The 13,211-nt window shown below is 62.7% G+C and carries 11 protein-coding genes and 1 tRNA gene; 7 read left to right on the top strand and 5 right to left on the bottom strand.

Going from position 1 to position 13,211, the window contains the following annotated elements:
• Position 1 precedes the first annotated feature (1 nt).
• From NKH78_RS03960 to NKH78_RS03950, 3 genes are read left to right on the top strand one after another with little or no spacing between them, the layout of a single operon-like run.
• Entirely contained in the window at positions 2-919 is a 918-nt protein-coding gene (locus NKH78_RS03960; protein WP_352741055.1) for a dihydrodipicolinate synthase family protein, read from the top strand.
• Positions 916-1,926, top strand: coding sequence for an ABC transporter ATP-binding protein (locus NKH78_RS03955; RefSeq protein WP_352741061.1), 1,011 nt, complete (start codon positions 916-918; stop codon positions 1,924-1,926). The genes NKH78_RS03960 and NKH78_RS03955 overlap by 4 nt, the downstream gene beginning before the upstream one ends.
• Positions 1,926-2,894: an ABC transporter ATP-binding protein gene (locus NKH78_RS03950; protein WP_352649422.1), complete on the top strand. Its 969-nt coding sequence runs from the start codon at positions 1,926-1,928 to the stop codon at positions 2,892-2,894. Before NKH78_RS03955 ends, NKH78_RS03950 begins: the two co-directional genes overlap by 1 nt.
• Positions 2,895-3,148: 254 nt before the next feature.
• Here NKH78_RS03950 and NKH78_RS03945 read toward each other — a convergent pair whose 3' ends face one another.
• Together NKH78_RS03945 and NKH78_RS03940 are read right to left on the bottom strand one after the other, a co-directional pair.
• Entirely contained in the window at positions 3,149-3,469 is a 321-nt protein-coding gene (locus NKH78_RS03945; protein ID WP_352741051.1) for a DUF167 family protein, read from the bottom strand.
• A gap of 13 nt (positions 3,470-3,482) precedes the next feature.
• Entirely contained in the window at positions 3,483-3,773 is a 291-nt protein-coding gene (locus NKH78_RS03940; protein ID WP_023678162.1) for a YggT family protein, read from the bottom strand.
• A gap of 165 nt (positions 3,774-3,938) precedes the next feature.
• Between NKH78_RS03940 and NKH78_RS03935 the strand changes: the two genes are divergently transcribed.
• The 4 genes from NKH78_RS03935 (at position 3,939) to NKH78_RS03920 (ending at position 9,610) form a co-directional block, all read left to right on the top strand.
• Positions 3,939-4,014, top strand: a tRNA-Ala gene (locus tag NKH78_RS03935).
• Positions 4,015-4,256: 242 nt separating this feature from the next.
• Positions 4,257-4,715 carry a hypothetical protein gene (locus NKH78_RS03930; RefSeq protein WP_352741049.1) on the top strand — a complete coding sequence of 153 codons (459 nt, stop codon included), beginning with the start codon at positions 4,257-4,259 and terminating at the stop codon, positions 4,713-4,715.
• Positions 4,716-4,835: 120 nt separating this feature from the next.
• Complete coding sequence (locus NKH78_RS03925) at positions 4,836-8,048, top strand: AfsR/SARP family transcriptional regulator (protein ID WP_352778805.1); 3,213 nt, start codon at positions 4,836-4,838, stop codon at positions 8,046-8,048.
• Between the two features lie 224 nt (positions 8,049-8,272).
• A complete protein-coding gene (locus NKH78_RS03920) occupies positions 8,273-9,610 on the top strand; it encodes an LGFP repeat-containing protein (protein ID WP_352740831.1) in 1,338 nt (445 codons plus the stop codon).
• 297 nt (positions 9,611-9,907) lie between these two features.
• Here NKH78_RS03920 and NKH78_RS03915 read toward each other — a convergent pair whose 3' ends face one another.
• The 3 genes from NKH78_RS03915 to NKH78_RS03905 form a co-directional block, all read right to left on the bottom strand.
• Positions 9,908-11,962, bottom strand: a complete 2,055-nt coding sequence (locus NKH78_RS03915) for a M3 family metallopeptidase (RefSeq protein WP_352740829.1) — start codon at positions 11,960-11,962, stop codon at positions 9,908-9,910.
• 90 nt (positions 11,963-12,052) lie between these two features.
• A complete protein-coding gene (locus tag NKH78_RS03910; protein ID WP_352740841.1) occupies positions 12,053-12,460 on the bottom strand; it encodes a nuclear transport factor 2 family protein in 408 nt (135 codons plus the stop codon).
• A gap of 13 nt (positions 12,461-12,473) precedes the next feature.
• A complete protein-coding gene (locus NKH78_RS03905; protein ID WP_352882026.1) occupies positions 12,474-13,118 on the bottom strand; it encodes a carbonic anhydrase in 645 nt (214 codons plus the stop codon).
• Between the last annotated feature and the right edge of the window lie 93 nt (positions 13,119-13,211).

Genomic DNA, 13,211 nt, shown 5'->3' with positions numbered 1-13,211 from the left:
AATGCCCCTGTTTACCGGCGTCGTCCCACCTGTCGTCACCCCGCTCAATGCCGATTTCAGCGTCGATTTCCCGTCGTTCACGCGCACCATCGAGAATCTGCTCGACGGCGGCATCCACGGGTTGTTCGTGCTGGGCTCGACCAGCGAGGTGGTCTTCCACGACGAGGCAGGCCGCAGGGCCATCCTCGAGCACGCGGTCAAGGTCAATAACGGCCGGGTTCCGATCTTCGCCGGTGTTATCGACCCGACGACCGACCGCGTCATCAACCACGCCCGCATCGCCAGATCGGCCGGTGCCGACGCCATCGTCGTCACCGCGCCGTTTTATACCCGCACCAGCCAGCCCGAGATCGGCGATCACTTCCGCTACATCAAAGATGCGATCGACATTCCGGTCATCGCCTACGACATCCCGGTCTGCGTGCACGTCAAGCTGGAGCGCAAGACCACGGTCGGTCTCGCCAGGGAAGGAGCCATTGCGGGTATCAAGGATTCCAGCGGCGATGACGGCAATCTGCGTTACGTGCTCAAGGACATGGCCGACGATCCCAGTTTTTTCGGCATGACCGGTTCCGAGATCCTGGTCGACAGCGTGCTGGCGATGGGTGCGCATGGCGTCGTGCCGGGCCTCGCCAATGTCGACCCGCATGGTTATGTCAGGCTGTGGAAGCTGACGCAGGCGGGCCAGCTTGCCGAAGCCCGCCTGGAGCAGGAGCGGTTGTTGAAACTGTTCGAGATCGTCTGGATCTCGCTCGGCAGGACCAGCGCCGGCTCGGCCGGCGTCGGCGCCTTCAAGGCGGCGATGAAGAGCCTCGGCATCATCGCCTCGAACACCATGGCGCGGCCGCAGCGCAGCCTGAACGACGAGGAAACCGCAAAGATCGACATGATCCTTCGCGATGTGGGGCTGCTCCGCTGAGCGCCACGCCGATCCTGTCGATTTCCGGCCTGCGCGCGGTGTTCCGCATTGCGGGGCGCGACATCGCGGCGGTAAGGGATGTCAACCTGACGATCGGCTCCGGCGAGACCGTGGCGCTCGTTGGCGAATCCGGATCGGGCAAGTCCGTCACCAGCCTGTCGATCATGGGATTGCTGCCGAAAGGGGTCGGACATATCGCCGAGGGGTCGATCGCGCTGCGGCGCAAGAACGGCACGCTCACCGAACTGACCAGCCTCGATGCCGAGTCGCTGCGCAAGATACGCGGCAACGAGATCGGCATGGTGTTCCAGGAGCCGATGGCCAGCCTCAACCCGGTCTACACGATCGGCGAGCAGATCGCCGAACCGATCCGCATCCATCTCGGCAAATCGCACCGCGAGGCAGAAGCAGACGCGGTGCGGCTGCTGGAACAGGTCGGCATTCCCGATCCGAAGCGGCGGGCGCGGCAGTATCCGCACGAACTTTCGGGCGGGATGCGCCAGCGCGCTACCATCGCCATGGCCCTGTCCTGCGATCCGGGCTTGCTGATCGCCGACGAGCCGACCACCGCGCTTGACGTCACCATCCAGGCCCAGATCCTCGATCTTTTGGCCGAGCTGCAGGCGCAGCGCGGCATGGGCATCCTGTTCGTCACCCACAATCTCGGCGTCGTCGCCGAAATCGCCGACCGGGTAGCGGTGATGTATGCCGGGCGTATCGTCGAAACAGGTCCGGTGAGCGAAGTGTTCACCCGTCCGCGCCATCCCTACACCGCCGGGCTGATGCGCTCGGTGCCGCGGCTCGGCCAGGCCACGGCGCTGAAGCTGGCGGGCACGCCGCTGCCGACCATTGCCGGGAATGTTCCGTCGCTCGCGTTGCTGCCCAAAGGCTGTTCCTTCGCGCCACGCTGCCCGATGGCTATCGCTGCCTGCCGTGCCGCGGTCCCGCCCTTGTTTGCGGCGACGCCGACCCAGCAAAGCCGCTGCCTGCGTTGGGAGGAGCTCTGATGGCCGACGTTCCCTTCCTTTCGGTCAAAAACCTGACCAAGCATTTTGCGCCGACAGCGTTCTCGCGTGGCCCGGTGGTCAGGGCGCTGGAGGACATTTCCTTCGATGTCAGGCGTGGCGAGGTGGTTGGCCTGGTCGGCGAGTCCGGCTCCGGCAAGACCACGATCGGCCGCTCGGTGCTGCGTCTGATCGAGCCGACATCCGGCCAAATCACCTATGACGGCACCGATATCACCAGGCTGGGTGCCGCCCAGCTGCGCCGCCAGCGTCGCAAGATGCAGTATATTTTCCAGGATCCCTTCGCCAGCCTGTCGCCGCGCATGACGATAGGGCAGATCCTCACCGAAGGCCTTGACATTCAAGCCATTGGCAAGAGGTCCGAGCGGCGGGCGAAGGCCGCGAAGGCACTTGCCGCGGTTGAGTTGCCGTTCGACGCCTATGACCGCTACGCCCATGAATTCTCGGGCGGCCAGCGCCAGCGCATCGGCATCGCCCGGGCGCTGACGCTCGAGCCGGAATTCATCGTCGCCGACGAGCCGGTCTCGGCACTCGACGTCTCGATCCAGGCGCAAATCATCAATTTGTTGCGCGACCTGCAGCTCCGGCTCGGCCTGACCATGCTGTTCATTTCGCACGATCTGGCCGTCGTCGAGTACATCTGCGACACGGTCATCGTGCTCTATCTCGGGCGCATCATGGAGGTTGCGCCGGCGGCCGAGCTTTATGCCCGACCGCAGCATCCCTACACGCGTGCGCTGCTGTCAGCCATTCCATCGCTCGATCCGCTGGCGAGGCAAGGCCGGCAGGTGCTCAAAGGCGATATTCCCAGTCCGGCGAACCCGCCGTCGGGCTGTGTTTTCCGAACCCGTTGCCCGTTCGCGCTGGAGGCTTGCGCCGCGGCCGTGCCGCCACTGAGGGCGACAGCCGACGGCCATCTGAAGGCCTGCATTCGCGACGACATCGCTTAGGAATAATTGCCCAGACAACGGTCGAACAGGTCCCCAATCCCAGGCGTTCATCGACATCCACCGCCTGGTTTCACCAAGCTGTTATTGTCGTTCCCCGTCATTGAAACGTCAGCGATGCCGACCCATATGCACGCTGCGCCGGATGTTTCCTCCCATTCGTCCGGCGCGTTCCCCTCTGAAGGTTTTCGACCTTCACATCTGGCCGGGCTTTGCAGCCCGGCCTTTTTTCTACGGGGTTGGTTAGCGAGCCGAGATCATGGCGCGGGCGTGCCCAGCGTATCGATGCGTTTCACCAGCGCCGCGGGATCGCCAAGCACACGGACCGTCTTCAGCCGAGCGGTGCCGCCGGCGACGATCGAGACGGCCGAAGCGGCCACGCCAAGCGCCTTGGCGACCAGCCTTTCCAGCGCTCGATTGGCGGCGCCGTTTTCCGGCACGGCGCGGACGCGAGCCTTCAGATGGCTTCGCCCATCCGCGGTCGTTTCGGGCCCCTCGAGCCTGTCCATTGCCGCTTTCGGCGTCAGCCGGACGAACAGGTCGATGCCGTCGGCGCGCGTGCGGAACGGCGCACTCATGGACGCCCTGGGCTCAGACGACCAGCGAAAGCACGGTGGTGAGCAGGAACTGCCGGATGAAGAACAGGATCAGCAGCAGGATGATCGGCGAGATGTCGATGCCGCCGAGGTCGGGCATGAAGCGGCGGATCGGCCGAAGCGCCGGCTCGGTCAGCCGATAGAGCATGTTGCTGATGGTGTCGACGAACTGGTTGCGGGAGTTGACGACGTTGAAGGCGTAGAGCCAGGAAAATATCGCCGAGGCGATGATGATCCACCAGTAAAGGTCAAGCGCCATGACAATGGTCTGAATGAGGGCGATCATGCCGGTCTCCGATTGTTGCCGACATGTAGCCACTGTAGGGGAAAGCGGCAAGAGCCGCGTTCTGCCGCATGGGCGAGGGCGTACGAACGGCCGAGCGGCATTTCGGCAGCAAGCGCAGCCTTGACAGGAAACCGCAGCGGCCGATAAAAGCCCCATCCGCTGGACGGGGCTGTAGCTCAGCTGGGAGAGCGCGTCGTTCGCAATGACGAGGTCAGGAGTTCGATCCTCCTCAGCTCCACCAGCGGATTTTTTCGGACCCTTTGCCTGGATGAATTCCAAGGAAATCCTCCTTGGATTCACGGCGTCTTTCAGATGAAGCTCGCGAATGCATCGCGGGCCTCTGCCGGCTTGGCACTATCGTTGCCGCGTGGGTTCACATCGGCGACGTAAAGACCCTCTACACCAGTAGCGTATGCGGCCTATTGCCACTGCGCCTCGTCCTTGCCAGACTTGGTCCGTCTTCAAAACCGAGGGGAATTCACCATGACCAGCGCGACAAGGCGTGATTTTGTAGGTCTTACAGGAATGGCAGCGACTGCCCTGGCCGGTGTTGTTGCAACACGAGCCACCGCTGCGGAAAGCGACGTATCGCCATCGTTCGATGAGGTTCTTCAAGAGTACAATCAAAACAACACAGAAAGGACTAGATCAAAGCTGGCGATCTATGTGGTGCTTTCTCATCTGCACGCCAGTCTCGAGGAGGAATTTAGCGACCTTGGGCTAGAGCTGCCTTTAGGGAAAAAAGCGTTGCCATCGAACCTGCCGGCCAATTTCGCGGACGCGCAGGTTGCACCCCTTCCTTGGCTCTTCAAGCCCTCGGAAGTTACCGACCACGAACGAAACGGCTATGCGACGATTGCAATGCGAATGAACGCAGTGATGGCAAGACACACCGCCGACGTGAGTGTCGGGGTTTCGCATATCATGTCGCACAAGGGATAACCGCGACCTTGCCGGCGAGCACGGCACGTCAGACGAGCACAACGCCGGCCGGCGATTTGTTGTTGCGGGCGAACCGATTACCTGTTTTCGCGAGGCGACTGCGCTGCGAGAGTCCTCACAATGGATAAATCCTTCCGGGACGCGCCGCGCGAGATAGCAAAGCTCTCGGCACCCCGGCCAGTGGGAATTGTCAGCCGTCCGCGCGTAGTGGCGCTGCTTTCGCGGGCCCTCGACAGCGGTGCATGCTGGCTGGCTGCGCCTGGTGGATACGGCAAGACCACCGCGGTGATCGACTTTCTGGAACACGGCGGGCTGGAACAAGGCGGGCTGAAGCAAGGCGAATCGGCGTACAACTGGTATCGGGTCGACACCGAGGACCAGGACGTTGCGCGCCTTTTCCACTATCTGACGCTGTCGCTCGACGGCACGCATGCCGGCATGCCGGTGTTTGGTCCGGAATATGCCGACAATTCCGACGATTTCGCGCGGCTGTTCTTCCGCACCTATTTCTCGCGGCTTGATCCGGGCACGATCCTGGTCCTCGACGATCTGCATCGTGCCGATGCGCCAGGCTTTCGCCGGACGCTGGCGATCCTGTTGCGCGAACGCCCCAACACCGTCCGCTGCATCTGCACATCGCGGATGCTGCCCGAGGGCGATGTCGCCGATCTCGTGCTGTCGGGACAGTTGCCGGTGCTCAACCAAACGCTGCTGGAGTTTTCGCCTGCGGAGGCTCGCAACCTCGTCACCGCCCGCTCGCAATCGCCGTCCGAGGTCGGCGACATTTCGGAGGCGCGCGGCTGGGCGGTGGGCCTTCTCCTGCTGGCCAACGCCGGAATGTACTACCCGCTTTCGCAGACCGGCCTCGCCGGAGGCGCCGGCCTTCGGGAGATTGTCGGACGTTATTTCCTGCGCGACATCGCGCCGGAGGACCAGGATCTGCTTATCAGGCTCAACGTTCTGCCGGAGATCAGCACGGAGCTTGCCGATGCGTTTCTGGGCTCGCCGCAGGCTGCTCGCCTGCTGGTGCGGCTGCAGCATCGCCAGCTGCTGATCACCCGCGACGGTCCGGGCGGCGCCGCCTTCCAGCTGCATGACTTGTTGCGCGAATACCTTGCCGGCCTACTGGACCGGCGCGTGACGGAAGCGGACCGTTCCAGGCTGCGCGAGCAGGCAGCAAAGGTCCTGCACGAGGCAGACAAAACCGACGCGGCAATCGTGCTGGCGTTACAGGCGGGCGCCTGGCCGCTGGCACGCCAGCTCATTCTGGAGTGCGCTAACGGCGTTCTCTCGCAAGGGCGCAGGGCCAGCTTCGTCGAATGGTGCAACAGGCTGCCCCCCGACCAGATGGACGGGTGGGTCCATTATTGGCTGGGCGTCGCCTTCGCATCGGACGATGCGAAGGCCGAACCGCACTTCTCCAAGGCATGGCAAGCATTCGAGAACACCGACATGCGCGGCCAATGCCTGACGGTGGCGCGGGCGGTCGTAGTCAAGACCGCCAGCTGGCGTACGCATGAGGGGCTGGCGGATTGGACGCGCCGAGCCTCACAGGTTCTTGCCAGGGGATTCCCGGAGTTGGATCCGGAGGAACTCATGATGGTCAGGCTCGGCATCCTGCGGGCCGTCGATTTCGCCGAACCTGGCGAATTCGACGCCCATGACGCGAAGCGCCTGGTGAATGATATCCAGCAGCGCCTGACACATCTGCCGATCGAGGATTCGGTCGAGTTGCGCCTGCTGGCAAGCGAAGCGCTCATCGACTACGCGACCTCGTCGGGGCAGCGCGACATTTTTGCCAATGCCGTGGACAGCGTTGCCGCCGATCTCGAACATCCGGATATCCCGCCGCTGGTGCTCGGCATGTGGCTGGTGTCCTTTGGCTCGGCCAGCGGCCGTTACTTCCCCTATTCGCGGCGCGGTTTTGTCTATGCCTCGGCCGAGGATGCGTTGCGACGCGCAACGGCGATAGGCGAGCAGCACGCCTTACGGGGCGTCGAGTTCAGCGCCCTCTATCAGCTTCAATTGCTGATGAAGCTTCACAACAGGTTCTCGGAATTCAATGCGCTCGTCTCCCGGCTGGGCGAGATCGCGGACAGCAGGTTCACAACCCAGGTCGCTGTAGTCGCCGACTGCCACGCGGCGATGCACACGCGCAACGGCGACTTCGTCAAGGCTTATCTCGACTGCGATGCCTTCATGGATGCGATCGAGCGGGCGAATGAGCCGATGATCGAACGCTGGCCGCATTACGTCACCAAATACCAGGTCCTGCTGGCCGATCGGCGTCCAGCGGAGGCCATTGCGCTACTCCAGGAAATCGTCGAAAGGCTGAGCGGCGGCCCTCGCCAGCGCGTCGAACTCAACATTCTGGCCGCTCAGGCCCTGGAGCAGAAGTGGAACGGCGGCGCGTCCTATGGCAGTCGTCTGGCTGAGTTCATGGAGGCGTTGCGCCAGGTCAATCCCTCGGCGATCTTGCTCAACCTGCCGGACTTGCTAGCCGAGCTGATCGCCGATGCGCTGGAGCGAAAGATCGATGTCGATCTCTGCCGCCGCGTCGTTCGGGCGCGATATCTGGTCCCGCCCGCTGGTCGCCCCGCCCAGTGGCCTTGGCCGCTCAGGATACACTTGATGGGAGGCTTCCGCCTCGAGATCGATGGCGCCGAGGTCGCGCCCGGTGCCAAACCTACCCGCGCTCTCGACATATTGCGCATTATCTGCCTGTCGAGGGATCAGGTCTGTTCGGTGGAAACCCTGCAGGATTGGCTCTGGCCCGACCTCGACGGCGACCAGGCCAAAGCGGCCTTGGAGCAGGCGCTGCATCGTCTGCGCAAATTGCTCGGGCAAGGCGAACTCGTAACGCTGAGAGAAGGCCGTTTGCGGCTCGCTGCCGACAAGGTCTGGATCGATCTGCAGGATTGGGAAGACCGGCTGAAACCCGTTCTGTCGGGCCAAAGAGACAGCGCAATCGAGGAGCAGGAGATGCTGCTGGAAGGCTTTGTCGGCCCGCTTTTCTCGAATGGCCCGACGCCCGCCTGGTCGAACGCCGCGGCCGACCGGGTGCGGGACGGGTTGGTGGAGCTTGCCGTGCGGATCGCCAAACACTGGCAGAGCCGAGGCAACGCAGATCGGGCACGCCAAGCGTGCCGGCGTGCGCTCGATTTCTACCCGGAATCGGCCAAACTCCATGGCACGCTCATCCAGGAGAGCCTCTCCAGAAACGACCACGCCGGCGCCATCGAGGATTACCGGCGCTATGAACGCGCGCTCGCTTCGACCGGCGATGACGAGCCCTCGCCTTTGCTGCGTTCGCTCGTGCGCCCGTTTCTCTAGACCGGTTCATCGTTTCACGGAAACGCCGAACCGCTCTATCTCTTTATTTTTTCGCAGTTCCGGACGGAAAACCGTTCCACACTTTTCCTGGAATTGCTCTGGCGCAGCTCGGAACTCTGTAAGCCGTCCGTAAGTCGCGGTCTGGGAACCTCGGCCCGTCGGTCAAAACCGATCGCCGGAGGCCTGAAGCCCCCGATACCAACACTCACAGGAAGGAAAAGGTCATGCCGTATACTGCCAGAGCAACTTCGAGAGTGCGTGCCGGCACCATCCGCGCTGGAGCCACAAGACTTTCCGACCAGCTCAGGATCGGGCCTTGGTCGCTCCTCTCGCCCGAAGCTGTCATACAGCAAAAGTACAACTCCCTTGGAGGCGCCGGCTTCGCCGAGATCGACAGGAAGGAGACTGGAAAAGCCTGGTATCTCAAGAACGGCTCATGCATTTGTTACAACGATGCCATGCACGACGCCTTTGAGATCCACGGCGACATCTACAGGAAATGGATTGCGCTTGGCGGTCTCGCGTGGGGCATTCCCTGCACGGACGAAACCGGAACTCCCGACGGCGTCGGGCGATACAATCACTTCAACAACAATACCGCTTCGATCTACTGGACACCGAATACCGGTGCTCAAGCGATTTGGGGGGCAATTCGCAGCAAATGGGCAGCAATGGGCTGGGAGCGCTCGGTTCTCGGCTATCCGGTCACCGACGAAACCGGAACTCCCGACGGCGTCGGGCGCTACAACCATTTTGCCAATGCCGGCTCGATCTACTGGACACCGAACACCGGAGCCAACGTGGTGTACGGTGACATCCGCAAGAAGTGGGAAAGCCTGGGCTGGGAACAGTCATATCTGGGGTACCCAACCACCGACGAGACCGAATTTGCCGACGGTGGCCGTGCCAATCTGTTTGAAAACGGCGGCATATACTGGTGGCCCGACACCGGCGCGATCGACCTTCGAGATGTCGTCGTCCACTATACCGGCCTCCATTGCTTCGGCGAGACCGACTGGGATCAGGGGTCGAGTGCGGACGAGCCCTATGTCATCGTCGGCGTGACAACGCCGCAGATGGCCGACACCAAGCGCAGCCAGGTCTATGGCGACGTCGATGCGGGAGATACGAGACCCGACCTGATGGAGGTCTATCGAGGCAAGCCCTACGGCATCAATATCGGTACGGTGCTGATGGAAAACGATTTCGGCGATCCAAACAAGTACAAGGACGAAGTGCAGAAGGTCGTGATGGGCGTCCATACGGCGGGTACGCTGGCTTTGGGCCTCATTCCGGTGGCAGGACCTATCATTGCCGCAATAGCCGGCCCGGCCCTGGGATCCTTGATGCCATCGATCGGCGGCGCCATCAGCGATCTCTTCGATTGGGGCGATGACAGGATCGGGAGCGCGACAGTGACCATCTCCGCAAAGCAGATGGTGTTGCTCGCGGCACGTACGAACAATACCACCTTCAGCGGGATTGGGTTCAAAGTGGAAACGCCCCTGATTTCCGGCGAAGGGGCGTCCTACAAAGCCTATTTTGGCTTTGTGCCTGCCTAGTCTAGGCCAATCGCCCCGGCAAAAAAGCTTGCCGGGACAATCAACTTACCAGCCCCGCCTTCCGTTGGCGGGGCTGACGTTCGCGACTGAGAGATTTATTTCCGTAGCGGTCGTCACAAGGCGGTCCGGATGCGCCAGCGGCCGATCAGCATAGCGGGCAGTCACCTCAACGACACTGCCGCAGCCAGCGAGGCCGAGCCGGGACCGACAGAACCGGATCAGGCGGCGCGCAACCCGACGCCATGACGGCCGACATCAATCAGGATAGAAGAGAACCGTGACAAGAGCGGGCACGCATCACACCAGTCCGCGCTTGGCCATCATTGCTTCCGGTGAAGGCATCTTGCCGCGGAAGGCGGTGTAGAGTTCTTCGGGATCCTTCGAGCCGCCAGCGGCGTAGATGTTCTTGCGCAGCCGCTCGGCCAGCGCTGGATTGAACGGATCGCCCGTCTCCTCGAAGGCGGCGAAGGCGTCGGCATCGAGCACTTCCGACCACATGTAGGAATAATAGCCGGCCGAATAGCCGTCGCCGGCAAAGATGTGGCCGAAATGCGGGGTGCGGTGACGCATGGCGATGGTATCGGGCATGTTAAGCCGTTCCAGCGTTTCGGCTTCGAAACGAAGCGGCTGGTCCGGTGCATCCGGCCGGGCGTGGTAAGCCATGTCGACCAACGCCGAGGCAGTGAACTCGACCGTGGCGAAGCCCGCGCCGAAGGTGCGCGCCGCCAGCATCTTGTCGACCAGCGCCTTTGGCATCGGCTTGCCGGTCTTGACATGCAGCGCATGTTTTTCCAGCACCGCCGGTACCGTCAGCCAGTGCTCGTAAAGCTGCGAAGGCAGTTCGACGAAATCGCGGCTGACCGAGGTGCCAGCGACCGACGGCCAAGTGACGTCGGTCAGCATGCCGTGCAGAGCATGACCGAATTCGTGGAACAGCGTCTTGGCTTCATCGACCGACAGCAAGGCTGCCTCGCCGGCCGGCGGCTTGGCGAAGTTCATGATGTTGTAGATGACCGGCTTCGAGCCAGGGCCAAGCCTGTAACCGGATTTCAGCGCGCTCATCCAGGCGCCGGAGCGCTTCGAAGGCCGCGCGAAATAGTCGGCGAGGAACAGGCCGCGCTCGCTGCCGTCGGCGTTCTTCACCACGAAAACACGTGCGTCCGGATGCCAGGTGGCAATGCCCTTCTTTTCTTCGAAAGAAATGCCGAACAATCGTGTTGCCACATCGAAACAGGCGTCGATGATGCGGTCTAGCTGCAGGTACGGCTTCAGCTCGGCCTCGTCGAAGGCGAATTTCTCTGCGCGCAGCTTCTCCTGATAGAAGCGCCAGTCCCAGGCGGCGAATTTCTCGTTGCTGCCGGCCTCGGCCGCCAGCCGCTGCAATTCGGCTTGGTCGCTTGCGGCCTTTTCCACCGCCTTTTCCCAGACCGGATCGAGCAGCGCGTGCACCGCCTCCGGCGTCTTGGCCATAGTATCGTCGAGCTTCAATGCGGCGTAGGAAGCATAGCCGAGCAGCTTCGCCTTCTCGGCGCGCAGCCGCAGCATCTCGCGCACCACTTCCGTGTTGTCGGCAGCGCCGCCATTCTGACCACGCATGATGAAGGCGCGGAACGCTGTCTCGCGCAGATCGCGGCGTTCTGAGAAGGTCGAGAACGGCTCGTAGATCGAACGCGACAGAGTGACGGCGTAGCGGCCCTTCTGGCCGCGCATCTCGGCGGCTTCCGCCATCGAGCTCTTCAGGAATTCCGGCAGGCCGGCAAGGTCGGCTTCGTCGAGGAACAACGCCCAGTCGCGCTCGTCGGCAAGCACGTTCTGGCCGAAATTGGTGCCGAGCGACGACAATTCCTCGTTGATCGAGGCCAGCCGCCTCTTGCCTTCGGCGTCGAGCATGGCGCCGGAGCGAACGAAGTTTTTCCAGGTCTTTTCCAAGACCCGCAGCGTTTCGGCATCGAGCTTCAAAGCATCGCGGCGCTGATGCAGGTGGTCGATGCGGGCGAACAGGCGTTCGTTCATCGAGATTGCCGAGAAGTGCCGCGACATCTTCGGCGAGATGTCGCGCTCCAGCGCCTGGATCGCCTCGTTGGTGTGGGCGCCGGCGCGGCACCAGAAGATCGACGAGACATGGTCGAGAGCCTCGCCGGCAAGCTCGAGCGCGGCAAGCGTGTTTTCGATGGTCGGCGTCCCGGTGTTGCCGGCAATCGCCTCGATCTCGGCTTCATGCGCCTTCAGGGCCGCGTCGAAGACCGGAGAAAAATCGCCATCGCCGATGCGCGTGAAATCGGGCAGGCCGAGCGGCCCTTGCCATGCGGTCAGCGGATGGGCGGCGAGGTCGACGGCGGATGGCATGGGCAAACTTTCGCTGAGTGGCGGGAGGAGATGGATCGTCACCGATGTAAGGCGTCGGCCGGTTGCGCGCAACAGCGGCCCCAGTTCATGGTTCCGTCAGTAACCGTCGCAATTTTCGGCGATCGCGGCTTGCGAACTGGCGCTGATCTGGTCGTTGGCGACCGCGAAAGTCTCCTGCATCAGCATGTCGTTGCTGGGAAAATCATAGCAGGCGATCACAGTGGTGACGCCGCCCTCCGTCTTCTCGATCCGGTGGCGGATTTCGGCCCCGGCGACGGCGCCCTGCCACTCGGCGATCGAGGCGATGAATTCCTGCTTGCTTTGCACGACGCCGAGGTCGTCGAGCTTGATGCGGACATTGTCGGCGAGCAGGTCCGACAATTCGGTGCGGTCGGCGACCAGCAGTGCCGAATACCAGCGGTCTATGATCGCGCTATCGTCGGCGCGGACGATATTTGCTGAGCACAGCAATACCGCCGCCGCGAACGCGAACCGAGCTCGCATCATGCCTCGTCTCCTACTCCGTCTCCGGCCGCTCGAAATCGCCTGTGTCCTTGTTCATCACCCAAAGCTCGCCGGTCGAAATATCGAACCAGGCACCGTGCAGCGACAGCCGCCCCTTGCCTTCGAGGATCGAAACACAAGGGAAGGTGCGCAGATTGGCTATGGAATAGCGGATCGAGATGCGCTCCAGCGCCGTCTGGCGCTCGGTCGCGGTCATGAAGGTGCTGGACGATACGGTCTCGGCCGCAGGCGCGATCAGGCTCATCCACTTGCCGATGAAATCGCCCGGCGACAGGGGTGCGGCCGTGGTGTCGAGTGCCGCGCGGATGCCGCCGCAGCGGCCGTGGCCCATCACCACGATGTTCTTGACCTTGAGGCTCTGCACGGCAAATTCGAGCGCTGCCGATGTCGAGTGGAACTGATCGTCGGGCGCATAGGGCGGCACCAGATTGCCGACATTGCGCAGCACGAACAGCTCGCCGGGCCCGGCGTCGAAGATCGCTTCGGGCGCGGCCCGCGAATCGCAGCAGGCGACGATCATCGTTTCGGGTGCCTGGCCCTCCCGCGCCAGCGAGCGATAACGGCCGCTTTCGGTGAGATAGCGGCCGCTCATGAAACTGCGGTAGCCGGTGAGAAGATGCTTGGGAAGATGGGGCATGGGCAGCGGTGGGAGCCTTTCCGGGTTGAAGGCAGCTCGGGTCAATCCCGAAAGGCTCTAGCGCATCGGCCCGAAAATCGGAACCGATTTTCG

Source organism: Mesorhizobium sp. M0910, assembly GCF_040319465.1.
GTDB lineage: Bacteria > Pseudomonadota > Alphaproteobacteria > Rhizobiales > Rhizobiaceae > Mesorhizobium.
The sequence above is the reverse complement of the archived record's forward strand: the minus strand, read 5'-3'. Positions and strand labels throughout refer to the sequence as shown.

Bases quoted from the DNA above. Each gene is read 5' to 3' on its own strand.
- NKH78_RS03960 (WP_352741055.1), top strand. From the start codon at position 2: ATGCCCCTGTTTACCGGCGTCGTCCCACCTGTCGTCACCCCGCTCAAT.
- NKH78_RS03950 (WP_352649422.1), top strand. From the start codon at position 1,926: ATGGCCGACGTTCCCTTCCTTTCGGTCAAAAACCTGACCAAGCATTTT.
- NKH78_RS03945 (WP_352741051.1), bottom strand. From the start codon at position 3,469: ATGAGTGCGCCGTTCCGCACGCGCGCCGACGGCATCGACCTGTTCGTC.
- NKH78_RS03940 (WP_023678162.1), bottom strand. From the start codon at position 3,773: ATGATCGCCCTCATTCAGACCATTGTCATGGCGCTTGACCTTTACTGG.
- NKH78_RS03930 (WP_352741049.1), top strand. From the start codon at position 4,257: ATGACCAGCGCGACAAGGCGTGATTTTGTAGGTCTTACAGGAATGGCA.
- NKH78_RS03925 (WP_352778805.1), top strand. From the start codon at position 4,836: ATGGATAAATCCTTCCGGGACGCGCCGCGCGAGATAGCAAAGCTCTCG.
- NKH78_RS03920 (WP_352740831.1), top strand. From the start codon at position 8,273: ATGCCGTATACTGCCAGAGCAACTTCGAGAGTGCGTGCCGGCACCATC.
- NKH78_RS03910 (WP_352740841.1), bottom strand. From the start codon at position 12,460: ATGCGAGCTCGGTTCGCGTTCGCGGCGGCGGTATTGCTGTGCTCAGCA.
- NKH78_RS03905 (WP_352882026.1), bottom strand. From the start codon at position 13,118: ATGCCCCATCTTCCCAAGCATCTTCTCACCGGCTACCGCAGTTTCATG.